Annotated in this window: 22 protein-coding genes and 3 pseudogenes; 4 read left to right on the forward strand and 21 right to left on the reverse strand. The window is 40.2% G+C overall.

The genetic code is table 11. The features are described from left to right. Positions 1-111 precede the first annotated feature (111 nt). Positions 112-306 carry a hypothetical protein gene (locus CIL02_RS16155; protein ID WP_141210251.1) on the forward strand — a complete coding sequence of 65 codons (195 nt, stop codon included), beginning with the start codon at positions 112-114 and terminating at the stop codon, positions 304-306. Positions 307-377: 71 nt separating this feature from the next. On the opposite strand, the gene CIL02_RS14020 is transcribed toward CIL02_RS16155, so the two are convergent. The 21 genes and pseudogenes from CIL02_RS14020 to CIL02_RS14115 form a co-directional block, all read right to left on the reverse strand. After that, positions 378-1292: a transposase gene (locus CIL02_RS14020; protein ID WP_094402650.1), complete on the reverse strand. Its 915-nt coding sequence runs from the start codon at positions 1290-1292 to the stop codon at positions 378-380. A gap of 177 nt (positions 1293-1469) precedes the next feature. Next, the gene (locus CIL02_RS14025) at positions 1470-2795 is read right to left on the reverse strand and encodes a hypothetical protein (protein ID WP_094402651.1); all 1326 of its coding nucleotides are present in this window, start codon (positions 2793-2795) and stop codon (positions 1470-1472) included. A 31-nt stretch (positions 2796-2826) separates the two neighbouring features. Further along, positions 2827-4956 carry a sensor histidine kinase gene (locus CIL02_RS14030; RefSeq protein ID WP_094402653.1) on the reverse strand — a complete coding sequence of 710 codons (2130 nt, stop codon included), beginning with the start codon at positions 4954-4956 and terminating at the stop codon, positions 2827-2829. 35 nt (positions 4957-4991) lie between these two features. Further along, entirely contained in the window at positions 4992-6044 is a 1053-nt protein-coding gene (locus CIL02_RS14035; RefSeq protein ID WP_141210252.1) for a hypothetical protein, read from the reverse strand. A 303-nt stretch (positions 6045-6347) separates the two neighbouring features. Beyond that, positions 6348-6452 (reverse strand): annotated as a pseudogene (locus CIL02_RS17025) (IS3 family transposase); the annotation flags it as partial. Between the two features lie 209 nt (positions 6453-6661). After that, positions 6662-6826, reverse strand: a complete 165-nt coding sequence (locus CIL02_RS16825) for a hypothetical protein (protein WP_240513722.1) — start codon at positions 6824-6826, stop codon at positions 6662-6664. Next, positions 6827-6958 (reverse strand): annotated as a pseudogene (locus tag CIL02_RS17030) (helix-turn-helix domain-containing protein); the annotation flags it as partial. Positions 6959-6987: 29 nt separating this feature from the next. Beyond that, complete coding sequence (locus CIL02_RS14050) at positions 6988-7197, reverse strand: helix-turn-helix domain-containing protein (RefSeq protein ID WP_094402659.1); 210 nt, start codon at positions 7195-7197, stop codon at positions 6988-6990. Further along, positions 7194-7412: pseudogene (locus CIL02_RS14055) on the reverse strand (dTDP-4-dehydrorhamnose 3,5-epimerase family protein); the annotation flags it as partial. The gene CIL02_RS14050 and the pseudogene CIL02_RS14055, both read right to left, overlap by 4 nt. Positions 7413-7431: 19 nt before the next feature. Further along, positions 7432-8202 (reverse strand): hypothetical protein, encoded by a 771-nt coding sequence (locus CIL02_RS14060; RefSeq protein WP_170935110.1) that lies wholly within the window; start codon positions 8200-8202, stop codon positions 7432-7434. A gap of 124 nt (positions 8203-8326) precedes the next feature. After that, entirely contained in the window at positions 8327-9337 is a 1011-nt protein-coding gene (locus CIL02_RS14065) for a TIR domain-containing protein (RefSeq protein ID WP_094402665.1), read from the reverse strand. A gap of 317 nt (positions 9338-9654) precedes the next feature. Then, complete coding sequence (gene dgt / locus CIL02_RS14070) at positions 9655-11796, reverse strand: dGTP triphosphohydrolase (RefSeq protein ID WP_094402666.1); 2142 nt, start codon at positions 11794-11796, stop codon at positions 9655-9657. A 570-nt stretch (positions 11797-12366) separates the two neighbouring features. Then, complete coding sequence (locus CIL02_RS14075; RefSeq protein ID WP_094402668.1) at positions 12367-12906, reverse strand: ORF6N domain-containing protein; 540 nt, start codon at positions 12904-12906, stop codon at positions 12367-12369. A 232-nt stretch (positions 12907-13138) separates the two neighbouring features. Continuing rightward, positions 13139-14980, reverse strand: a complete 1842-nt coding sequence (locus tag CIL02_RS14080) for a hypothetical protein (protein WP_094402669.1) — start codon at positions 14978-14980, stop codon at positions 13139-13141. A 1-nt stretch (position 14981) separates the two neighbouring features. Further along, the gene (locus tag CIL02_RS14085) at positions 14982-15533 is read right to left on the reverse strand and encodes a type II toxin-antitoxin system antitoxin SocA domain-containing protein (RefSeq protein ID WP_170935111.1); all 552 of its coding nucleotides are present in this window, start codon (positions 15531-15533) and stop codon (positions 14982-14984) included. A 536-nt stretch (positions 15534-16069) separates the two neighbouring features. Beyond that, positions 16070-16603 (reverse strand): hypothetical protein, encoded by a 534-nt coding sequence (locus CIL02_RS16455; RefSeq protein ID WP_206073524.1) that lies wholly within the window; start codon positions 16601-16603, stop codon positions 16070-16072. A gap of 3 nt (positions 16604-16606) precedes the next feature. Then, positions 16607-16807, reverse strand: a complete 201-nt coding sequence (locus tag CIL02_RS14095; protein ID WP_094402674.1) for a hypothetical protein — start codon at positions 16805-16807, stop codon at positions 16607-16609. Positions 16808-17284: 477 nt separating this feature from the next. Then, positions 17285-17752, reverse strand: a complete 468-nt coding sequence (locus tag CIL02_RS14100; RefSeq protein ID WP_094402676.1) for a four helix bundle protein — start codon at positions 17750-17752, stop codon at positions 17285-17287. A 73-nt stretch (positions 17753-17825) separates the two neighbouring features. Beyond that, positions 17826-19274, reverse strand: a complete 1449-nt coding sequence (locus CIL02_RS14105; protein WP_094402678.1) for a hypothetical protein — start codon at positions 19272-19274, stop codon at positions 17826-17828. 217 nt (positions 19275-19491) lie between these two features. After that, entirely contained in the window at positions 19492-19902 is a 411-nt protein-coding gene (locus CIL02_RS14110; RefSeq protein ID WP_094402679.1) for a hypothetical protein, read from the reverse strand. Between the two features lie 705 nt (positions 19903-20607). Beyond that, positions 20608-21057 carry a GxxExxY protein gene (locus tag CIL02_RS14115; protein ID WP_094402680.1) on the reverse strand — a complete coding sequence of 150 codons (450 nt, stop codon included), beginning with the start codon at positions 21055-21057 and terminating at the stop codon, positions 20608-20610. Positions 21058-22118: 1061 nt separating this feature from the next. On the opposite strand from CIL02_RS14115, the gene CIL02_RS14120 reads away from it, so the two are divergent. From CIL02_RS14120 to CIL02_RS14125, 3 genes are all read left to right on the forward strand, one after another. After that, entirely contained in the window at positions 22119-22583 is a 465-nt protein-coding gene (locus tag CIL02_RS14120) for an HU family DNA-binding protein (protein WP_094402682.1), read from the forward strand. A 324-nt stretch (positions 22584-22907) separates the two neighbouring features. Continuing rightward, positions 22908-23045: a smalltalk protein gene (locus CIL02_RS16460; RefSeq protein WP_170935113.1), complete on the forward strand. Its 138-nt coding sequence runs from the start codon at positions 22908-22910 to the stop codon at positions 23043-23045. Between the two features lie 12 nt (positions 23046-23057). Then, entirely contained in the window at positions 23058-23507 is a 450-nt protein-coding gene (locus CIL02_RS14125) for an N-acetylmuramoyl-L-alanine amidase (protein WP_240513723.1), read from the forward strand. The last annotated feature ends 608 nt before the right edge of the window (positions 23508-24115 follow it).

Raw genomic sequence — 24115 nt, forward strand, 5'->3', positions numbered from 1 at the left:
CTGTATCACTGTCCTGCCACCTCTATGCCGCATGCCGCAATGCCATAAACAGGTTATTGCATTGCTTGTCGCCAGAACTGTCCGACACTGACTTTTGACATGGCTTGAATCATGATTAACGACACCTCATCGAATGGTTCACTTGCGTTCAGCTCAGTAATACGTACCTCTCTGCAACGCTCACCACCGCAACGTTTCCGACTGCAGCAGCTTGCAGAGGGTTTGATGCCAGTGCCTGCACACCGACACCGAGAGACCTTCTCCCATCTCATTGGCAGTTACGGCTACATCTTATATGGAAGGTAGCCAACACTTAATATAGATGTGCACCTCGTGGCACACGGACAGGTCCCTGATTCGTTTATGTCTTAAAGATATCAATACTCCGGGTAGGGCTCGAATTCATCAGGTGAGCAGTAGGAATACCAGTCTTCGTCTTCAAGGGTAGATTCACATACCATTCCCGCCTGGAGTCTTTTATCATTTTCTGCACTTGTTGCCCTTTGCACGACGGAATATGGTACGCCTGTAAGGCGGGACAATGCGCGAGGACCTATTCCTTTTGTATGGGCTTCCCATAGATATAGCTTCTGCTGAGGTCGTGGCAATTGCTGAAACTCAGCAGCGGTGGTCATGCCACACAGATTTGTGAGTACATGCCATATCTCTTCATCGGAGTAGCAGGTCTTGACAGGTGTTTCTTCTATATCAAGGAGTCCTTCTTCTTCTTTTTCGGCCAGAGGCTCTGCTATGAGATTTGATAACTCCTCAAGACTAATTCTGCTTAGGACTACATTTGTGGCACAGAAAGCATTCTTTTCTTGTCCAATATATTCAAGCCAGCTGCTCCATTTGTATTCTCGAAGGGAGGTGACCAGATGAGGCTTGAGTGGGTTTTGATGGATATACCGAAGCAGTGTGAGGAAATAATCCCAGTCTCCAACAGGCTGGCTCTTGAATCGCTCCTGAAAGAGATGCCCTATTCGTCCATACTTGTGATTGTAGTAATATACATAGGATGAGGATATGCGCTTCATGATTTGAGCGAGGGTCTCACTGGATTCTTTGATGAGAAGGTGGACATGGTTTCCCATCAGGCAGTAGGCATATACCACACAGTTAGGTTTTGAACGATGTCCAGATTCGTCTTGCTCCTGAACTGTTAGAGTACGCAAGATATTTAGAAAGCGCTGATAGTCTTCAGTGCACTCAAAAATCTGTTGTTTGTTTACCCCTCTTAATATAGCGTGATAGACTCCGCTATCTGAATGCGTTCTTGCTGTACGTGCCATTACTTAATTCAATATGGATGGCTCAGGTACCTGTCCCCTGACCCTTTCAACAGTTCATACCGCCTTTCAGGCGATACGAAGCCTATCTTGTTCAATCGTTGGTTTTGCACCAATTTCTACATTATTACATTTCATGATTATATAATTTTAATTGTAACATTTTATATAGAATAATTCTCAACTCAGCTTTATATCAGACAATCCCAACCTTGAAGCATGTGATGAGAATTTTTGCAGTATGTCGGCAAACAATTTGGGCTTTGCCCTAAACCATACTTCAAAAATTGCAGGATTCTTCAAATCTTCGTCGTTTGGAGTGTAAAGATGTCTAAAGTCAAAAACCATATAGCAGTTTTTCCCTTCAATCATAATATTCTTGAGGACATACAAGTAATCACCTTTAAGATTACCATCTAATTTTTTGATATCTTTTGCTATTAAGGTATCCACACATTCGATGATATAACCGACTATGATTCTTGAGTTGATCTTCTTGTTAGAGAAATCACACGGAGGTGTCAGCTCTATAGCCACATCGTGTGATGTATATGGCTCTTCTTTATTGATTTTTGCCTTATTGATGATTTTCAATCGTGTTGCATCCCCCTTTAGTTTATATATGTTTCCGGGTACAATTACATTTTGCACGATGGCATCATTGTCTATAAACATTTTGGCGTTAAGTTTACCACAGGCTTTCTTCTTGTCTTCTTCTGTCAATGTTCCTGTAGGCTCTTCTTTAAAATGAGGATTCAATTCATCTTTCTGCTGTACAAACAAGTCTGCATACAACAATTCATCAAAAGCTTTGTAGCTATCAACTGTCAGATTGCCTGTATTTACACCAGTGTGGTTTATCGCCAACTGATAGAGCAAGTAGGAGATATTCTCATCATAGTGTTCATAATCTTTGCATATAGAATATACATCTACTATCGACTTATTACGAGCAGCGTTTACAGATGTTGTCCAGCTCATAAAGAAGAAGCCCGCATTGCTTTTCTTTACGACATTTTCTATATCTATAAGAACAGTGTCATAAGAATTTTTCGCAATATATTCATTTTTGTTCATTGTAACAATAAACATAGGAGGAACTTGCAAATGTGGCATATCCTCATCTATTTCATCTTCGTCAGTCGATGTATGTGATTGGTTCACATTGACAGACTTGTTGATAATCTTTTTTAGCTCATCTTCTAACTCCGAATGTTTTGTCCACACCACCAATCCGTATGGTCCAAAATCAACAGGTATTATATCGCTCAACAACTTTATTAACCGAGATAGATTTGATTTATACTTACTTACATCTTCATCAAGCATGAGATCCGCAAAAATCAGTTGACGGTTCTTCTTTAATGTATAAGGCTCGTCGTCTGTTTCCGGATTGAAGACTGTAACATCAATATCCTGTTCTTCACAAAGTCTCTTTAAATCCTCGATTTCATCTTCCTTGTTGTCGATGATGAATACTCTATCTGCAAAATCTTGTATATGCATTGCACAATCTGTTTTTCTTTGTATATAACTTTTATTTGGCCGGTGGAAAAGAGAGGACAACCACTGTCGGATTGTCTGTATAGTCATTAATTCTTTCAGGTAATTCCAAATCATAAGAATCCATTATTTGAAGTTTTCCATTCATTGCTGCCATCACCTCATTCGTGATATGAAGCCCTAATCCCATACCAGTATTCATCGGCTTAGCCGTTACAAATGGCTGCATCGCCATTTCTGGAGATAATGTAAAACCTGGGCCATTGTCACAAACTGCTATTGAGGCATATCCGTCAATATCATCAGTCAGATAGACATAAATCATTCTGTCTGTATCTCGGCTTCTGGACACCCAATAAATGGCGTTATCTATCAGGTTAGTCAACGAAGCGATTGTTTCCGACTTGCTTAACAGTGCTTTCCCAACATATCTCTTATAATTAGAGAATATTTTTATTTTGTGGTCAGAAAAGCGGAACATGTTATTGTCTATCACTATCTTCGCAATCTGTGCCAAGTCGGTTGCCTTGATGTCCGAATTTGAGAGAAACACACTATATCCAGCAACTATCTTTTCCAGATGGAGGGCCAGCGTTTTTATCTCCTCTATTTCTCCTCTCTCGGCAAGTCCTTTCAAACGAGCCACATTCTTCTCAATTTCATGTACTGCAACACCCAAATTCAGTCCTGCATTGGCACTTTTTATCAAAGTATCCCTTACCTCCTTATATTGCTTCCCGATCCTTATGAGATAATTCTTTATTGTAGCCTTGTCCTTCTCATTTTCAACGGCTTTTTCTACAATTTCCATAACCTCATTTAAGTCACCAACAACTGGCTCACTCACTTTTGAAGTTGACTTATATATCGACATTAAGTTGAATTTGTCCTCATTTCTTAGAAGGCAGATTTTATCCATAGCATATTTTACAGCATCCACAAAGGCAAAATAAGCATCGTTCTCTATGAACCCCTCTCGGTTGGTTTTTTCCTTTAGATCAGCACTTTCGAATCTATTTATACCTACTGAGCCTATAAGTTGAGCACTACTTAGTGTTCCACCTGCTCTTACCATTCTTCGATGATCAAGCCCGAGCCAGTCATTATCCCTCTCGCCGTAGTTGTACACCCTGACATCGTCTCTATATACCCTCATTCCTCCATTTTCCCTTAGATATTCATTTAATGAAGTCTTTTCAGTGTTGAGATAACTAAAGACTGAGACATCCTTTTCAAAAATTACCACATCAATTTGAATTGGTCCTATGTTAAAATAAGACAAATCCAGATATTCTTCATGGCTTCTTATCCTACCATTGTCATTAACATCCTCAACCCTACGAATTAACAAACTATCTACGTATTGCAAATTGTTAATCTTTCTTCCATGAATTCTGGTTAATGATTTCCATGGGCGGAATTCATAGTTAAAATCAGTTATTCTGTCTCCAATAATAACGCAGTGAGCTTTGTACATTCCCACATTAAGTATTTCTTCAACGTTCGGCAATCCACGAAATATGTTGTTATTGCTGGTAACATTAACAATGAATGAATCATTCTTATTTGAGAAAGGACTGTTCAGTGAGGTCAAGTCTCTATAGACAGAGCGCAGTTTGCGCCTGTCCCATTGTCCTTTTAGTGAGGTGATATATATCTTCGTTCCATGGGCATATGATCCATCGAAATGTTGTGGTGTACATGTCTCGTCAACATCAATTCTGAAATCATCAACAGACTTACTTGTGTATAGTTTACTCCAGTCTATTTTTACAGTCACCTCATTACCACCTCTTGTTTTCGTGTACATGGATATTTTTTCACCTAATTTATGTACACCAAGTCTGCCGATACCTTTCTCACCAAGAGGCATTCGTCCGAGATTAACGCCATTAGACATATCCATTATCTTTTTCTTATTGTCAGTGCCGATTACCAACCATACATTTTTTACAGTGTCGATAGACATTCCTGTGCCATCATCTTCAATGGATATGCGTTCCAATTCGTTGTCTGCACCGAAATGGAAATATACATTGCAATTATGAGCAAAAGCATCATATGAATTCTTGACAAGTTCCAAGATTGCAATGCTCTCGTTTTTTATCAAATCTTCTCCAAGATGAGCTATCACCCTAGGAGTAATCGTAAATGGGCTTTTCATATTGCTGTATATTTATACTTATACCAACTTTTATTTCACTTATTAAACAAATTGATCCATTTGTACTTTTTCTGAGTCGTAGTGAATAATTTGTCTGCAATCGTTGTTGCCAATACACCAGCGCTTCCCACCGCAGCGATTTTAGGGTAAGAGAAGAAATTTCCTAAAGTCATCCCCGCAGAGAAAGTTAATACGATATTTCTCCAGCGTTCAAATTTTTTATACGTATGATTCAACTTGCGTTGAACTTTAATTCTCTCAATATTGATCTCATGGAGTAATTCATCAACTGGAATATCCTCATTATACATAAACTTTTCAGAACATATTCTATCCATCAACTCGCATAGCTGATTGATTTCTTCGTGTTCTCTATATTCTAATATATACAATGTTTGTTTTTCTATTTGACTTAGATAGGAATCTTTGCATTGAGTATTATTATTGCAATTATTACATCTCTTCATTGATGTGGTGAGGTAATCATGTCCTAATTCAAAATTTGGAAGTGTTAATTGTAATACTTCATTAATTGCTGTCGATCTCCTTGCAATTCGTGGCGTCGTAAATACGTTTTGCATCTTTAGAGGAATTATTGTCTTCAAATATGAAATTTCACGAGGAGATAACATAAAACTCGCATTTTTCTGTCGAGATAGATATAGAGATGCATATAAGGACCACAAAGAAGGAACACAATGACAATGATGGCCGATAGTAATTAGAGGGTGGTCTGTGTATTCCTTTTTTCCTAACAATTCAAGATCAGAAGAAATCTGATTAAAAATATCTTCGGCTGTTTCTTGATTAATGCATGAGTCTGGAATAATGTTTACAAGACCAACTTCATTTAGAATTGTATATATAAGCTTTGTTGACTTTGCAAAAACTTCTTTTTTCCCTTCAAGTCTATTATCAGTACAGCGTTCGTTAATTACAATATCCCACATCGACTGGGTTATTACTAATTTATCCATCCACAATAAGTTAATGGGATTCCCATACAACCATTCAAAGTCCATATTTACACATGAACAGCTTCCTGATGGAATGCCCAAAGCAAGGCCTGTTTGAAATATATTCTTCATATTAATACGTTTTATTACAAATCATTATAGATTGTCCTATGTTATTCAAGCATCCATATATAAACTTCACAAGGCCATCTCACAAATTGCGCATATCAGTCGGATGATGATAAAGAAGAAGCTTTGTACTGTTTTGGCTTATATAATGTAGCCAAAGTTACTCCACTAATTATACAAACAGCGCCTATGGCTATAAACCATGTCAGTGTACCTGAAAAATACTCGGGGAAAAATATGCTCAGATCCAGAGGACACGAGAGGACACGGGGACAGGACTGAAGTGAACCCACAAAGTTGGACGGGTTAATAACTGTGAGCCAGTTCGAATGCCTTTCTGTATAAAACAGGTGACATACCGTTGAGTCTCAATTTTATTCTCTCATTATTATAGTATTCCATATACTCTTTTAAGCTACCTTTTGCAAAGGCCTGTCTGCAGTGAAATCCCTATTAATCACATTGGACACAGTCTTGCCGACATCACCCTTGTATGACCTGTATCTCACTTTACGCACCTCACATTTAAGCCCCAACTCATCCATAAGCCTCTTGACTGTCTTATGGTTGATACTTCTTCAACTCCAGCAGGAGATTGAGATCCACATGCTCCTCGCGCCTTAGTTCGTCAATGGCCCGCGCCCAATCCTTCTGTTTCGGGACTCTCTTTCCTCGACTAAGGCTTTCACTTTTTTTAGCAGCAGGTTCTCTGCCCTGAGACGTTCGTTCTCCTTGCGCAGTCTCTCGTTTTCCTTCTCACACTCTTCCTTTGGTAATCTTTTCATAATGCTCTTGGATTGTTCTCTTGGCGATGGTTGCTTTCTTGCAAGCGCATCCTTTCCACCCTTGTTGAACTTGGACAGCCAGCCGACTAAGGTACTAGACGCGATACCATGCTTCGAACTAATCTCCGGCAAAGTTAGCTCTGATTCTTGATATTCACGAATTATTTCGCATTTTTTTCAAATGAATACTGGTTTTTCTTACATATACGCTTGTTTTCAAGCCCGCAGACGCCTTTTTCTTTATAAATGTATAACCACTCATAAATTTGATGGTGTCCAATGTGTAAACGGTCAGACACTGAACGAGCAGAGTTGCCCTCCTCTACTAATCTAATAGCTTCTAACTTTTCTTCTAATGTTCTTCTTCGCATATGAACAGTAAGTGTTGTGTCCAACTTTTTGGGTTCACTTCAATCCTGTCCCCTGATCCTCTTGATGACATTGACTCGTTGTCTTGCACGAAGTTGATACTATGCCCAAGGATGGGCGTTACCTTCTCGTCGAATTCCCGCTGAGAGAAGCTCTCGAAGAAATAACCTCTGGAGTCTTTGAATACACGGGGTTCAATAATGAGCACTTCGCGGATATTTGTTTATAACACTCTTCTATTTTCTTAATTTCAACATACTATGTTTCAATACAGCCTTTGGGGCGTATTGATTGAGTAAAGCTTTCACAATAGTTTCTTGTGCTTCTGAAGTTCTCGGACCTAACATAACCTGTAGATTATCCAGTGCCGTGGATGACATTGCTGCATCATAATACTCTTGACTAATAGGCTGTTTGTTCAGAACATTTCTCAAACATTGAATTGATATGGAAATCTGGTCTAAGTCAATTTCTGTTTTTCCAAGATTTTCAACTATTTTTGCTTCCATCGGATATACTAAGAATTTGAATCTGCACTCCTGTTGGAACTCCCAGATTCTCCTCTTATATTTACCCGCATTAGTAGTACTGAAGGCAGTATGAGTGCCTGTATCAATAATTGCATTCTGTGCCAGATAATAAGGGTCGTCTGTATAAACCACATCTTCGCACTTTATTGAATTAATGCGAGGATCACAGATTGCATCTTTACCAACAGGTGAAAAAGGAGGTTTGAAATACGACTTCATACTATTAGGAAGCTCTGGGGTAATATCGTATGTCTGAAATACATTATCTTCCGCCAAGGCAATCCTTACTCCATCATATCCTGCGTATAATTTCCATTGGGCGATACTTTCTTCTTCACAACGTGTCCAACAAGATGCAAAAACATAGTTTCCCAGCCTGACATTAGTAGGACCTGATGTGAATTCAGATTCTTCTATGTCATCAACCTTGTCTAATCGGGAGAATCTTATGGTATGATTCTTCAGAATCAATGCCAATGTCTCTATTGTCGTATAATGATAAATTAACTTTTGGAGCATAGATACAAAAACTATTTTTCAATGCTTGCCGCAACACTTGATAGCTTTGCGGGCAATATACGGGTCATAGCATACTTAATAATTAGTTGTACCTGATATCTTCAACTAACCGTTGTAGGTTAGTGTCAAATTTAGTATCGTCTGTCATATCCAAACCTAATCTGTTACCCATATATTTAGGATAAGAAATATATTTCGTTCCTTTCCTTATGATAGGAATGAACTTGATGGTTGATTGGTTTCGGTACAACTCGTCGCTTATAAGAACTGACTCATATCCTACTCCATTTTCACGTGCATCTGCCTTCTTTTTGTACATGGGGGTAAGTATCATCAACACCCTATCCGATTTCGATACCATTATTTCCATAAAATGATTGACATCCAAACCTAAAGGTTGTTTAACATCTATTGATACTTCAAAATACTCACCCAACTTGTCAGCAAGGCTATGTACCCATGAATTGTGCTGCTCATCTTCCCAACCGTATGAGATAAATATCTTCTTCTTATTTGAAATAGACTGATTCGTATCTTCATTTGATGTGTAGGAATTTTCCATAGGAGTTATTTTCTGCAGAATATCAATCAAATGCAACTTTACTTTTGTAATGAGATTCTTGACATAGGCAATGTCGCTTTCTTGATAGATTCTTCCGAATCGTGTATGTTTAGGGAAATTATACCATTGAAGAATCATGTTTTTCAATCCTTCATTCAAATACATATTCAAACTGCCTGACCCTTTCTTACTCAGTTCTTCCAAAGATTCAAGTCCCTGAGTTACGTGCATTTTTTCAGGTGAAGAACTTTCATATCCTCCATCCCGCAAATAGGCTGAGATATGAGTTGTATCAAGTCTTTGTATAGTCATGTTGCCTAATGCATTAAAAACCTCAATATATAAATCACACTCAAGCAATCTATAAGCTGGTATCTGCATGGCATTATCATAACCTCTTATTTCGTGGTCTATCCAAACGTTTGATTCTACAGAAAGGTATTGTAAACAATACGACTTAGTTAACAATAAAGCTTGGCTTATTGTAATCTGATTTAGAATTAACTGTGACAGTATATCATTTGCATTCATACGACTATTCTTGTACAAAAAATATGGCAGTTAAAATACAATAATCCCGAGGTAATGTTCATTACTGATTATTCACACATTATCAATGTTTCAGCGGTGTTCATCAAGCTACGCAAGTGTCTGATGACTGATGACTGATGATTGATTACTGCAGAAATAACTTGAATATCTCTTTGCCCGCAAGCGTACTATTTTGGTTAAATAGCAATTGCCATAAATGACCAGCAATTAACAGAAAATAATTATTATTTCTCAATCGTACCCATATATATTTACGGATTATTTCATGAGCCTTTATCTATGCATACAGATAGGTATTACAATCGTTGTCCACTAAGTTTTTGATATAATGTCACTGCATATCTGTCCGTCATTCCTGATACGAAATCAACAATGAGTCTTAACTTGTAGTATGGAGTCAGCTTCTCCACATCATATTCCCATATGTCTTTTTCTGTAATGTTCATGTATTGTACTTTGTCATTAGAGGTTTCATGCATTGCCACCTTAAGACATGTCCGAGAAATAACGCTCTTGGAGTGATTCCTGAACTTTGCATCATCCTTAAACACATAGTCTATCAAAATATCAAGCAGACCACGCAAAACAGAATATCCTGTCAGTTCCAATTGCTCTATATCTTTTTGTGGAAAGATATAGCGCTTTGCAAATTTTGCTAGCGCTTTGGAAAGATATAATGGATCTTTTTCTATTAATTCTTCTGTATAATCACCACTATCTATTTTATCCAAGTTATTTACAAATGTATCAACAGCCAATTTTACAAAATGTCTGATTACGGCTACACGTAAGTCAACCATCATCTGACGTTCACTTTTCTCTTTGTCATCTTTCTTTTGGTTGATTTTCAACTCTTTCAGTATGTCGAATTCGTCGTCTCCCTTGAATTCCCCTATGGTGCTATTTAGATGTTTTACTATATCATTAAAAGAATACCATTTCATGATAAATCCATCTTCAACATCCATGATAAGATAGCAAATCGAATCTGCAGCCTCAACCAGGAAAGAGAGCGGGTGGCGAACAATTTTGTCTCCTTTCTTCATCTTGCATGCCTCGACCACCTTTTTAAAAAGCTCTTTCTCACTGTAATATACTCCATGCTTTTTGGTACCTATATATTTCTTGTTTATGTTTTTTTGATTGGGATACTTCATATATGCCGCCAATGTAGCATACGTGAGATTAAGACCATAAAGGTCTCCGATATATTGTAACTTACTAACCACCCTCAACCCTTGTGCATTACCGTCAAAACATGTAAAATCCAAGGCTTCTTCGTCAGTGATGATATGTTTTGTGAGATATTCCTTGAAGTAGTTCTGTATGATGGTTTCGCCAAAATGACCAAACGGAGGATTACCAATATCGTGTATCAATGCTGCTGAACGTAAGATTGAAATCATCTTGCGCTCTATCTCATAAGCCTGTTTCTCGCCATATAGTCTAATAAATTCTGGTCTTCTGCAATAGTCAAGCCCTAACGATTCGGCTACGTTCATGACTTCAAGAGAATGGGTGAGTCGAGTATGCACACTATCACCTGTGGTGAGTGGCACGACTTGGGTTTTATCATGCATTCGCCTTAAAGCGGAACTGAATAGAACACGCCCCAAGTCGCTTTCAAAGTCACTTCGGTTCTCGTTTGCCGCATTATCAATCTTGTAATCCCCGAATCCGGATTTTTGCCTTGCCCTACCGCTGTTCAAATAACGGTCCCAATCTATTTTATACTCTTCGCCTATTAATTCCATAACACGTTTTTTTATTGTATCATTAGTATATATTATCTTGTGGAAATGACGAGCCTGCACTGACTCAAAATCCATATTTTCATCATAATGAGAACTTATCCATTGTTTCAGACTCCTGCCTATCGCAATACCGCATTTATCTGAGAAATAAAATGTATTAACTATACACAATTCATTGTTGGGATTAAGAGGATATACGACCTCCATCGTATTCGTTTGAATAAATACCACAAATTCATCTGTATAGATAAATTTTTCATTGGTATAATCAAATACAATTGAAGAAAAATTGAAGAATGTTCGTTTTAGAAGAGAATCTACTTCGGGTATGTCCCCTTCTTTAACTATTCCCCAAGTATTCTCAAGAAACCAAACATCGAGTGACATATCGTCACCCATGATTTTCAATCCTCCAAACTGGTTTCGTTCGTATCTTGCTTTTCTTAATAAGGATACAGGTATCTTAAAATCCTGCCAAGGATTAATCACGATATCACAATCGCGAACCACATCAATGACTCCTGTAAGGAAATCACGTATGATTCCGCTAAATATATATACAGAGCTATGTTTTGATATTTCCTCGATAGATTTCCTTACCTCTGGCGAAAGGATGAATCTGTCGAGAAATAACTTAAACGATCTAGCTTGCCTATCAATATAAAAGTATGACTTTTGATTCATGCCTACTAGTGGTGCGATAAATTTCGCTAAATCACATCTATTAGTTTAATATTTAATCACTTACAAGCGTTCTATGATTTTTTGATTTGAATTTGATTGAGTAATTTTGCAGCCAAAACTGCAGAATTATGATTTGAGAGACCTCATCACAAAGCCAAAGAACTCAATCATTCAAAAACAAAATGTCAAAGAACTCACTTTATTTGATGATTTTTATTAACCGTGCAAATTTATTGCACCAGTACTAATTCATGCCGATGAATTATCAAATGAGAAGAAGTGTGGTAAGTACTCAATTTAGGGCATACCACCATTTATTGGCACTTTTCCAGTGTCTACAATTGGATATGGTAAGTAAGTACTCAATTTAGGGCATACGAATTTGATTGATGACTGATTATTGATTACTGATGACTGATTATTCGCAAGCTCATCAAGCTACGCAAGTTTCTGATTACTTGTCCTCATCCTTGCGGATGAACTTGTGCTTTATCTTGACTACTGCAAAATTTATTGAGCTTCGCTCGACCTTTTCTCGCCATGGCAATGATTAAGCGAACTTATCATTGCTCATCTGGCTAATCGAAAACGTTCAATCTCCGTCTCCGTGGAAGCAGTGGAGAGATTGTTGCCTACGACAGTGGCAAGGAGCTGGCCTGTCTTCTGGAGGAGGGACTGTTGCTCAGTGCCGCCGTCGGTGACGTTCTGGAGGGCTTCCATGGTGCGGGCCATCTCACGCACTTCAACGAAGGTGTCGATGATGGCGAGGGTGGTCTGGGTGGCACGGGGCGACTTCAGAATAGTGGCGAGCATGTAAAGTCCTCGCTCGGTGAAGGCTTTGAAATTGTATTTGGAATAGTGGCCTTTGCCTTGCGATGGTTCTATGGTCGAAAATTTCGACCTTAGAACTGCGGACTCTTCTTCATCGAGGTAGATGATGCAACGAGGTGGAAATTTTTCGGGGTTGTTTTTCACTGCCTCGTTGATGCGTTTTGTTTCTACACCGTAGAGTTCTGCCACATCTCGGTCGAGAAGGACATGCTGACCTCTTACGATAACAATACGGGACTCAACGTCCTTGGTGGTGATTGGGAGAATATGTTGATTCATTACTGATGACTGATGAATGATGACTGATGATTGATTATTGATTATTCACACATTATATATTATAAGAGGTGTTCATCAAGCTAAAGCAAGTTGCTGATGATTGATGACTGATTACTGATTGCCTTTTGGACACCATGCAAAAATCGACATCTTTCACCATACTATTATAATTACATTTACGGCTGACATACTACGGTCGGTGTTTAATATCGCCTATCAGGCGAGACGAAGCCTATCTTGTTTTCGAAATCTCTTTTACTTCTTTTGGTGCAGATTGCTCTTTTATGGTATTCTCTTTCTTATCTGTAGAATCATTTTTGAGTGAGAATACAAATTCTCCCAACGTAATAAGAAATATAATACCTAATAAACCAAATATCCATGGTTTTGCTTTTGTGAACCTTTCTGTCACAAGAAAATAACCTAAACACACGAATGATAGAAGAATTAAGCCCAAAGCAATTACATACCCCATTTTATCTGTAATAGAGGTGTTTGTATTGCCAATGAAAATTGAAAGCAACCCAACAAGAAAAGTAGTAACAGATGCATAAAGCCCCATTTGTTCAAGGTTCTTTCTCTCCATTGACTCAATCTTGTTTTTTGCACGTATAAGATCACGGTGTTCGTCAATATGACGTACTTGATAATCTAGCATTGAAACTTTAATATTTAGCTGCTCCATTTTTTCTTTTAATACTTTAAATCTTAATGGACGGCAGAATGAAGATGGACAAAAAATTTTTATATCATTTGCTTCATCTTTTATAGTTGAAAAATTATATCGCAATTGCATCAAATATGGATGATGATGTTTACACCACTCATAATTTTCTTTCAATTTACAATAGCATTTTTGCAGAAGTGTATTATAAGCTTCTATATCACATTCTATTCTATCTTCTTTTAGTAAGTCATCTATCTTGGCACACAGATATTCAACTATTTTTTGAAATGGATGATAATTAAATATAAATGTTTCATTTTGAACTGATTCTATCTTGGCAATTTCCTTTTCCAACTTCTGAATATTCAACCCTTTTCTATTGTCCAAAATAAACGATAGGCGAGAATTATACATATAATTCCTGAAAGACCTGTCTGCGCAATCATTAATTAGATTATGCTCTTCTCCTTTTATGTATTCTTTATGATGTTTCTCTCCTAACGATATGAGGCTATCTATTTGTTCTTGAGATTTAGTGATTTTTGTATAATATCTCATCAAGAAAGCAAGTTGCCACATAGCAACATCTTTATTGTGAGAATTTTTTTGCCACTCCAGTACTTGAGCATAATCCAAACGGTCCGGATCCATATATTTCAAAAATAGATGTCTAAAATCATCTGGTTGATATTTATCTGGCTCAGACAAAGAAATAATCTTTGTTTCGAAATTATAGTTGTAGTTAATTTGCTTTTGTTTTGAAAAAATAGACAGTTTGGACAACAATAATTCCACCTTTGTTAGACAAGCTTCGATTATTGCCTTTACATCAACTGACTTCTCCTTGTTCCTCTTATCCAAGATCTCCCTTATTATCAATAATTTTTGGATATATTTCTCATCATACGAGAATATATATTCCATAAAGCAGACTTCACACACTAATTCAAACAACTCAATATATTCATTCTTTGAACGGTCCGTTTCTCCATATAATATTGCAGAAAAAGGGTGGTTTTTTTGTACATCTAATCTGTCTTGAACCAAGGATATGTGATAACGGAGTAACTTGATAGCATCATGCAGATTATAAAGCATGTCACTATACGCTATCATTAACTTAGTTTGAAGCCTCTTGTCGTCTGGAACGGTATCTTGTAAACCCTTCTCAATCATTGAGTCAAGATCTGTGAGTTTTTTTATATTTCCAACCAAGAAATCTCCTGCTAACACCAATTTTGAAGCATTTGAAAATAGGAAAGGCACAAAGGATTTTATTTTTGTAACACCAGCAATTAGTGATTTCTTCTTCCCACCATCAGACCAGTCTAACATTTCTATCCATCCTTCAGGAAAGTCCGACATAAATTTGTCATATATGCTTTGAGAAAATTTAGACTCTTCCATGTCAATATGCTTTAACGTTGCTATTACATATATTTTCAACAGTCATCTCCTCACTCTTACTACCTAAAAGTTCTGCAACAGTTATTGCAGTCTGCCAAGCAGTCCATTGATGGGTAATTTCAACAAGGTCAAAAACTGGCATATAAAGGTAATCCTTACGTCTGCATTTCAATTCGCTGATAGCTTCATTAGTCCATTCCTTAAGTTGATTGTCAAGATTGTCAAAATTACAATTTTCGAATTGTTTCTCGAATGTACAATCATTACCTTTGAAAGTTATATGTGTAAACGAATTACTATTCATTGCCTCATAGATATCCAACTCTACAGGACCATAAGGCAGTGCATTAAAACGATTAAATACACTCATTAATCTTTTTTCAGCAATGGTTGCATTAATTGTACATGCAAGGAATAAAAGCTTTTGTAAACGAAGTTTTGTGAATGAGGGTATGGTATGCCCATTAATTTCTCTTTTCCATTCTACCAGAAGATATACGAAATATTCGAATAATAATTTCTTCTGTTGAAGCTTATTTGCTCTTTCTTTCATAGTCATATAAATAAATATGTATAACCTGTAAGGTAAGCGTCCAAAAGTGATTAAAATCCTTTTAAGGGCGGGAATTCCAAGAAGCCTGACTATTTTGATTTTATTGAAATTTAACTTGTATTAATCAACTGCTTGGAGAGAAAGCAAGTCTGACAAAATTGTCATAGTCCCTTCGTTCCTATTGTTTGGATTTTTTATTGCGGTGACAAAAGCAGAATTCCTATGGCTCATAGCCTTTCACCACGAGATTGATGACTGATTATTGATTATTCACACATTATATATTTTCAGCGGTGTTCATCAAGCTACGCAAGTTCCTGATTGCTGATTATTCGCGAGTTCATCATGCGGGTCACACCGACCTACATTTCCGCATTCCTCGTCTTCAGGCTCTTCACACATGTATCCATCTTCTCGAGAAGGTGTGAACAGGGGACAGGCTCCGTTCACAGGCTAAGGGTACAGGCTCCGTTCACGGGCTCACGCCCTATCCTATGTTATGTCGTCCTTGCATGGCTATGATGCTGCTTGCCCCATTACTCATCACCAATCAAAGCAACTTGTACCAAATCTGCCAATTTATGTGCAAATTCAGAAGTGTCATTTACTGAGTGTTTATTTATCAGCATATATAACGAAAGGTCATTTCTTCTATAATGTTCAAATTCTTCGTCAGATATTACTGAAGATACGAATCTTCTGTAAACCCTAAAACGTCTTGAAACCATTCCACTTACATCTCGTTCATCTTCTGCTCCGATAAAGAAAAATGATGCCGAAGAATCTCGCTTTAATACATCAAGCATTATGTGTATTAAAGTATAGAAAATAGTTCGAGGTTCAAATGTATTAGTACGAAGGCTGTACTTATTCTTACTGTCAATATTTGCTTTGTCAAAAAATTTTAGGCAGTAAGCGTGCTCTGGGTAATGTTCTACCCTTACAATATATGTATGATGAGACTTCATGGATTTAAATCTATATTGCAAAGTATTGAGCATGTACTCATTTTCAGTACACTTGTCAATCATTTGAAATATGAATGGATAACCATCACTCATCGAAGCCATAAATCATATAATTATATCATAAACTGGAATGGACAACTTATGCCTCTCTGCTTTAGATACCTTAACTACACCTGGGGTTGCATCGAAATAATCCACAGGATAACGCTTCTTTCCGTTAGGCATAACAACCTCTGTAACACGACGATAAAGAAGTATTCCCTCGTCTGTCACGACCTTCGTTATTTTTCTTTCAGCTTTACCCATATCGTAACGATTCTAATTTAACAAATGATTATAAACCACATTAAACATGCGATTTTCACAAAATTCGCTGTAAAGATACGTGTTATTTTTGAATCAGCCAAAGGAAATGGGAGAAATTATTGATTGATGAATGATGATTGATTGCTGATTATTCACACATTATAAATTTTCAGCGGTGTTCATCAAGCTACGCAAGTTCCTGATTGATGATTGTCTTCACACGGAAAATGCGGAGGACACGGATGGACACGGAGGTCCGCTAGCGGACGGTGTGGAGAACAGGAATCATCGGAATTTAAACGGATTTAAACGGAGGTCCGCAAGCGGACGAGGTTAGGAAACAAGTTTCGATTAATGATGACTGATTGCTGATTATTGATGACTGATGACTGATTATTGATGACTGATGACTGATGACTGATGACTGATTGCTGATGAATGATTACTGATTATTGATTATTGATTGATGATTACTGATTATTTGCCGATCTTGCGTCTTGTGGTGGAGACGATGGCATTTAATAGTTTGTGGATACGGACTCTATCTGTGTTAATAGAGCTGTATTGGACGTCGTTCAGATAACCATTATCATGCAATAGTTGCAACCAATATTCGGTTTCATTACATTCTTTCAGGGAGATTTGCATCTTGGAAAGGAAGTCTGCGTCGGATTGAGCATGCTGGGCTTCTCGTATATTTGCACCTATGCTGGTACCGCTACGGAAAACCTGTTTGCTAATGATGTATTCCTTATATATAGAGTCTTCTGTAAGATACTGAAACAGGCGTGTGATGCGACATGCGAAATCGTAAGACAGGTCTTGAATGCTGGCTGATTGTTTTTGCTCTTCACTAAGTAGGGGCGCATACGTTCTTGCCTTTTTTGACTCAAGAGTGCTCGTGGTCTTTTTCCGTTTCCAAGGGAATTTCCTGGGATTATTCATTGATTATTGATTACTGATGGCTGATGACTGATGACTGATTTCTGATTGCTGATTATTTATTATTGATTATTGATTATACGTTTTTCGAGCTTTTGTGGTCGGGGGTGGATAACCATGGGGTGATGTCGAAGGTGGCGAGGTCGGCTTGTATGATGGTGATGCGGTTGTCGTAGATACGGTATTCGGCGTTGTCGCGTATCTGGCGCGTATATCTGTTGACGGGCATCTGGAGGATGTGGCAGAGGTTGCGGCTCACGTCGTCTATGTTCTTGTCGATGATGACGATGGAGGCATCACGGTTTTCACGGAGCATGTCGCAGAAGAAGCTGTCGATGGTGGCGAAGGAATAGCCGAGGAAGAGGATGCGCCTGGCACGTAGCATGAGCTGGTATGTCTGGTACCATGTGGAGATATAGTGCCTGGAGATGACGGTCTGCAACTTCATGGGCGGCAGGAACGAGGGGATGGGTATCGCCTTGCGCTCGTCGTCGAAGCTTATTTCGGCGGCCAACTTGCTGCTGAAGAATTCGGGCAGGCTGATGTCTGTGATGTTGTCGAGACGGAAGTCGTTCTTGTTTTCGACATCCACATAACAGAGTAGGGAGCCGTGGAAGTATATTGCCTTGTCGGAACAGCGTCCGGCGAGGGTGGTGTAGTTGAATGTGAGCAGATGGGCATCGGTGTCGTGCAGCTTGCCATATACTCCGGGCAGGATGGTGCCGGTGGCGCCGTCGCCTGCCATCTGCTGTTCCCGGCTCACGAGGAACGCCCACAGCATCCACGAGATGTAGAGGTAGTCGCGCATCTGTCCTTTGCGTCCGGTGTAGAAGGCGTAGAAATACTGTGACAGCAGCTGTTCTATGTCGAGGATGTTCCTGTAGACATGTCTGAGGATGGGGTTCTCGCCATCGGTGATGCTCTTTTCGAGTATTGCCACGATGACGTTCCTGAACGTTTCGGTGTAGTTGATGCGGCTGAAGTCTATTATCGAGTCGTCCTTCACTGTCGTGCCGAGCACCTCGCTGATGAGGCTTTCTGTCTCGTCGTCGATGGCTGCTCCGCATTTTATGTCGATTATCTTGCGGAAGATGCGGGTGATGAGCATGCCGAGCTTGCGCTGCTCGTCGGTGAGCGAGGTGTTTGATCGTAGCTCTTCGGTTATGTTGCGGCATATAGTCTCCAGCTCCTTGTCGAGGTCTTTTGCCAGATTGTCGATGGCGTTGTTCACGAAGCGGTCGAAGTGGAAGCGCACTCCTCCTATGGCCTTTCTCAATGCCGCATCGACAGCCATGCCTTCGGGCGTGGCGATGTATTCGACTATGGCTGGTATGAGACGCGAGGATGTGGGCATTCCCATTGCCGTCTCGGCACCTGCTCCGAGCACAACCATCGTTACGGGTGTGTCTTTGCTCTTGGTCAGCACCTCGGCAAACTTGTCACCGAGGAATATCTGTTGCTGCACGGTGGCGTTGGGTGCTATCTGGTTGGTGCCGTTGTTTATGTCTATTGTCGTTTGTTCCATTTAGTATAGGTGTTATATCGGTCTGCCGGGTCTTGGGATATGTCGGCTTGGAGCAATAGTATTGCGATGGCTGATGCAAAGCTTTGCGATGGCACTTGCAAAGCTTTGCATTGGCACTTGCAAAGCTTTGCGTTGGCCGATGCAATAGTATTGCGTTGGCAATGCGAGAAGTCAATGCTCGACATATCGCCCGATGTGCCGGGGAAACAGGTGGCGGTCACCGGCGTCGGGGACGCTTTATCAGGGCGTCGTTGATTCGTGCCCTAATGTTGTCGATGGATTTGCCCTTGGTGATATTGATGGCATGAGGGAGCAGCAGGCTGATGAACCGTTCCTTCACTACCACCTCGTCGGTGAGCAGCGGCTCCTGTTCTATGAGCTGTACCACCAGTGTTGCCAGTTCGGTGGCGTTGCGACAGCCGGCTATCCGCGAAAGGCAGTCGGGCAGGTTCTCCTTATTAATATATAAGGTGAGGCGTTCTGTTCCGTCACCCTCTTCTGTCTCTGCTACTGGTGTGGCGGGTATCTGCCTGCCACAGCTGTCGCCATAGAAGTTCTGTACTGCTTCTGTGGCATTGGGGAGTATCTGGTTGTTTCCCCCGTTTATGTTTATTATCACGTCGCTCATATAATCGTTATCGTCGATACTTAACTGCTGCTAAATGTGTCCGCTTGGGAAGACAAAAACATGTAAAACCCCTTGCGACTGATGCTGATTGTCTCTACGAGCCATTGATGACGTAGCCGTCTGAAACTCCTTAAGCAAGCTCACGCGTTTTCAGCCATCTACATCATCACCCTATCGGGGCTTTGCATCTCTCGCAAGGCGATAAACAGATATAAACATTTCGTAACTCCTCGAACCTGTTAACCCCTTACCCCAATAACCCGTTAACCTGTTAACCCCTTATTAGTTTTGAATGTGTACCCCGTCTAAGCTAAGGTTTATTTCTTGTTTATCGCCTTGAAGAGGATGATAGCCTTCTGGAAGAAGGTGCTGTTAAGCTTTCGCTGTGGGCGTTAAGAGCTTGCTCTTATAAGAACGAAGCGGAAGCATAACAGAAAGGCGCAGCCGCCATTCTCTTCAAGGGGTTTATCTTGGTTTTTGTGAGTGTCCGCCCAGGAAGACAAAAACATGTAAAACCCCTTGCGACTGATGCTGTGTCTCTACGAGCCATTGATGACGTAGCCGTCTGAAACTCCTTGAGCAAGCTCACGCGTTCTCAGCCATCTACATCATCACCCTATCGGGGCTTTGCATCTCTCGCAAGGCGATAAACAGATATAAACATTTCATAACTCCTCGAACCTATTAACGAAAGGTTTATTTCTGTTAGAAGAGGTATATAGTATCTGTTTCAACATCGAGGTAATAATGTTCACTCTGGTCATGCGTTGGAGCGAAATTCCAAAGGATACCTATGCGAGTTTTTGTGAGTCGCATGTAATTCCACAACTGCTGACGATGTTCAGGACAAAGCTTTTCTACTGCCTTGCACTCAATGAAAGCCTTTTCCTTCACATAGAAATCTACAAAGTGCTTATGATTGATGCGCTTGCCATGGAACTCAACCGAGAAATAGTACTCACGAGTAAATGGTACTATCTGGCGTTCATTAAGCATAATTTCCAGGGCGTCCTGGTACATATACTCGTTCAAGAACGGACCTAAGCCTTTGTGAACCTCTTGACAGCACCCATTAAGATCGTAACACCACTGCTTAAGTTTCTGGCACAATACAGGATCTTTATCTACCAACCGTCCTATTTTGTAATTTTTCATTATTGTGCAAGTTTTTTTCTGAAAACGGAATTGTGTATTCTTTTATTGTCACAGACGGTAAGGTTTATTTCGGTTTTTGTGAGTCGATATTGCCGATAAAGGTGACTGCTTGGGAAGACAAAAACATGTAAAACCCCTTGCGACTGATGCTGATTGTCTCTACGAGCCATTGATGACGTAGCCGTCTGAAACTCCTTGAGCAAGCTCAGGCGTTCTCAGCCATCTACATCATCACCCTATCGGGGCTTTGCATCTCTCGCAAGGCGATAAACAGATATAAACATTTCGTAACTCCTCGAACCTGTTAACCCCTTATTAGTTTTGAATGTATACCCCGTCTAAGCTAAGGTTTATTTCTTGTTTATCGCCTTGAAGAGGATGGTAGCCTTCTGGAAGAAGGTGCTGTTAAGCTTTCGCTGTGGGCGTTAAGAGCTTGCTCTTATAAGACCGAAGCGGAAGCATAACAGAAAGGCGCAGCCGCCATTCTCTTCAAGGGGTTTATCTCGGTTTTTGTGAGTCGATATTGCCGATAAAGGTGTTGGCTTGGGAAGACAAAAACATGTAAAACCCCTTGCGACTGATGCTGTTTGTCTCTACGAGCCATAGATGACGTAGCCGTCTGAAACTCCTTGAGCAAGCTCAGGCGTTCTCAGCCATCTACATCATCACCCTATCGGGGCTTTGCATCTCTCGCAAGGCGATAAACAGATATAAACATTTCGTAACTCCTCGAACACGTCGAACTCTTAAACTGTTAAACCATTAAACTGTTAAACCCTTATATATATGTAATACGGTATAATAACGATGCTTTATCAATGGTATGTCAACGGGATATCAACGGTTTGTCAACGGTTGTCAATCGAATTGTTTTCGGCTTTTCGATGTTGTAACTTTGCTTCCAGAAAAGCGAAGACAGGCTGCACTCGGCAAAAGTAAGCATGCGTACATTGCGCTCGTTTGCACTGTCTTTGCAAAGCAGTCCAGGAGTAATAACATTTGTCGGGCGCATCGGGCTGTGTGCGTAAATACCAAGTCCCATACCGGCGATGGGCAAACGAATGATTAACTATAGTGTTTTTATGAAGGGTAATCCAACTAATCCTGAGGAGCCGGAAAAGGCTTATGCAAGGAACCAGGTATCGGAGGTATGGCCGCTGGAGAAGTTCTCGAAGCACATCGCCGACCACAACGGGGTGTATAGCCGCGGTACGGTGAAGGGTGTCATTAGTGACATGTGCGAGTGTCTGGTGGAACAGCTTCTCAACGGCAACAAGATTCAGCTGGGCGAGCTTGGCTCTTTCGTCATCAGCATCAGCAGTGAGGGGGCGGAGAGCATCGACAAGTTCACTTCGAAGAACATCAAGGCGGTGAACATACTGTTCGCTCCGGGTACGGACTTCGAAAACCTCATCAACTATGCCGAGTTCAACCCTGTAGCAAGCCGTGTGGCTCAGGCTGCTACCCTGAAGGCCGAGAAAGCCGGCGAGAGTGTCGTTGACCTTGATGCCGCGAAGAACAAGTAAGGTGAAGCCCCCTGCCTCCGGGCGGGGGGATAACCCTTCGAACTCCTCGAACTCCTCAACTCTCGCTAAAGTGTGTGCTCTTGGAAAGACAAAAACCTGTAAAACCCCTTGCGACTGATGCTGTTTGTCTCTACGAGCCATTGATGACGTAGCCGTCTGAAACTCCTTGAGCAAGCTCTGGCGTTCTCAGTCATCTACATCATCACCCTATCGGGGCTTTGCATCTCTCGCAAGGCGATAAACAGATATAAACATTTCGTAACTCCTCGAACACGTCGAACTCCTCAAACTCCTCGAACTTTTAAACTTTTAAACTTTTACAATATGGTATATCTTTATGAAAACGAGAAATCGGGACAGAAGTCCAAGATCTCATGGGTGAATATTGTTAATGCTGTCATACAGGCTCTCATAGCCGCGCTTACAGCACTTGGTGTCAGCTCGTGTGCAAACCTTATCTGATTATATAAGTATATGTCAACAAATAGTCTGATGAGAGAGAGCGACGTGAGGTATATCGTGCTTCACTGCTCTGCAACGAGATGCAACACCGATTATACGGAAGAGATGCTGCTGCGAGACCATCTGGCACGCAAGTTCAAAGGCATCGGCTACCACTTCTACATCCGCAAGGACGGCAGAAGGGTGCAGGGACGCAAACTCCTTGAAGTGGGTGCTCACGCTGTTCCTTACAACCGCTGTTCGATTGGTGTATGCTACGAGGGCGGACTTGATGAGAACGGCAGACCGTGTAACACGATGACCGAGAAGCAGCGTGCAGAACTGACTGACTTGCTGACCATCCTTCACAAACTGTTCCCGAAGGCAAGGATAGTGGGACATAGAGACCTGCCCGGCACGGTGCCTAAGGCGTGTCCTTGTTTAGATACGCGCAAGGTCTTTGGATGGATAGAGGGGGAATGATTATTGATTATTGATGATTGATGATTGATAGGGGTCTCAGGGACAGAGAGGCTCGCTTACCATTCCGTTGCTGCGGGTTGTCTCATGTCCCTCTGCCCCTTATTTTTTCCATGGAGTACACAGATGAACACCGATTTCTTTTTCCGTGTATTCTGTGTGTTCCGTGGAAAAAATAGATTCTATGAAGTTTATTATGTCATCTATTTAAAAACAACGAGTATGAAAGTGAATTGGAAGCGAATCGCACTGTATGTATTGCGCATCATTGAGTTGGTAATAACTGGCGCCGCAGGCGGTGCCATGACGCAACTCTAAACTCTCTTTATGTGAACGTGAATTGCCGGGAATTGGCCGTAAATTTTCATAAAACATTGTTTCTTTAATTAACGGATAATTTGCAATAATTCGCATTCAAAACATCATCATCTTGTGAACGTGAATTGACAGGAATTGGCCGTAAATTTTCATGAAACATTGTTTCTTTAATTAACGGATAATTTGCAATAATTCGCATTCCAAACATCATCATCTTGTGAACGTGAATTGACAGGAATTGGCCGTAAATATTCATGAAACATTGTTTCTTTAATTAACGGACAACTTGCGAT

Origin of the sequence: Prevotella sp. P3-122, assembly GCF_002251365.1 — a bacterium.
Lineage (GTDB): Bacteria > Bacteroidota > Bacteroidia > Bacteroidales > Bacteroidaceae > Prevotella.

Coding starts and splice junctions, on each gene's coding strand:
- CIL02_RS16155 (WP_141210251.1), top strand. CDS start 112: ATGATTAACGACACCTCATCGAATGGTTCACTTGCGTTCAGCTCAGTA.
- CIL02_RS14020 (WP_094402650.1), bottom strand. CDS start 1,292: ATGGCACGTACAGCAAGAACGCATTCAGATAGCGGAGTCTATCACGCT.
- CIL02_RS14025 (WP_094402651.1), bottom strand. CDS start 2,795: ATGCATATACAAGATTTTGCAGATAGAGTATTCATCATCGACAACAAG.
- CIL02_RS14030 (WP_094402653.1), bottom strand. CDS start 4,956: ATGAAAAGCCCATTTACGATTACTCCTAGGGTGATAGCTCATCTTGGA.
- CIL02_RS14035 (WP_141210252.1), bottom strand. CDS start 6,044: ATGAAGAATATATTTCAAACAGGCCTTGCTTTGGGCATTCCATCAGGA.
- CIL02_RS16825 (WP_240513722.1), bottom strand. CDS start 6,826: ATGAAAAGATTACCAAAGGAAGAGTGTGAGAAGGAAAACGAGAGACTG.
- CIL02_RS14050 (WP_094402659.1), bottom strand. CDS start 7,197: ATGCGAAGAAGAACATTAGAAGAAAAGTTAGAAGCTATTAGATTAGTA.
- CIL02_RS14065 (WP_094402665.1), bottom strand. CDS start 9,337: ATGAATGCAAATGATATACTGTCACAGTTAATTCTAAATCAGATTACA.
- dgt (WP_094402666.1), bottom strand. CDS start 11,796: ATGAATCAAAAGTCATACTTTTATATTGATAGGCAAGCTAGATCGTTT.
- CIL02_RS14075 (WP_094402668.1), bottom strand. CDS start 12,906: ATGAATCAACATATTCTCCCAATCACCACCAAGGACGTTGAGTCCCGT.
- CIL02_RS14080 (WP_094402669.1), bottom strand. CDS start 14,980: ATGGAAGAGTCTAAATTTTCTCAAAGCATATATGACAAATTTATGTCG.
- CIL02_RS14085 (WP_170935111.1), bottom strand. CDS start 15,533: ATGAAAGAAAGAGCAAATAAGCTTCAACAGAAGAAATTATTATTCGAA.
- CIL02_RS16455 (WP_206073524.1), bottom strand. CDS start 16,603: ATGGCTTCGATGAGTGATGGTTATCCATTCATATTTCAAATGATTGAC.
- CIL02_RS14095 (WP_094402674.1), bottom strand. CDS start 16,807: ATGGGTAAAGCTGAAAGAAAAATAACGAAGGTCGTGACAGACGAGGGA.
- CIL02_RS14100 (WP_094402676.1), bottom strand. CDS start 17,752: ATGAATAATCCCAGGAAATTCCCTTGGAAACGGAAAAAGACCACGAGC.
- CIL02_RS14105 (WP_094402678.1), bottom strand. CDS start 19,274: ATGGAACAAACGACAATAGACATAAACAACGGCACCAACCAGATAGCA.
- CIL02_RS14110 (WP_094402679.1), bottom strand. CDS start 19,902: ATGAGCGACGTGATAATAAACATAAACGGGGGAAACAACCAGATACTC.
- CIL02_RS14115 (WP_094402680.1), bottom strand. CDS start 21,057: ATGAAAAATTACAAAATAGGACGGTTGGTAGATAAAGATCCTGTATTG.
- CIL02_RS14120 (WP_094402682.1), top strand. CDS start 22,119: ATGATTAACTATAGTGTTTTTATGAAGGGTAATCCAACTAATCCTGAG.
- CIL02_RS16460 (WP_170935113.1), top strand. CDS start 22,908: ATGGTATATCTTTATGAAAACGAGAAATCGGGACAGAAGTCCAAGATC.
- CIL02_RS14125 (WP_240513723.1), top strand. CDS start 23,058: ATGTCAACAAATAGTCTGATGAGAGAGAGCGACGTGAGGTATATCGTG.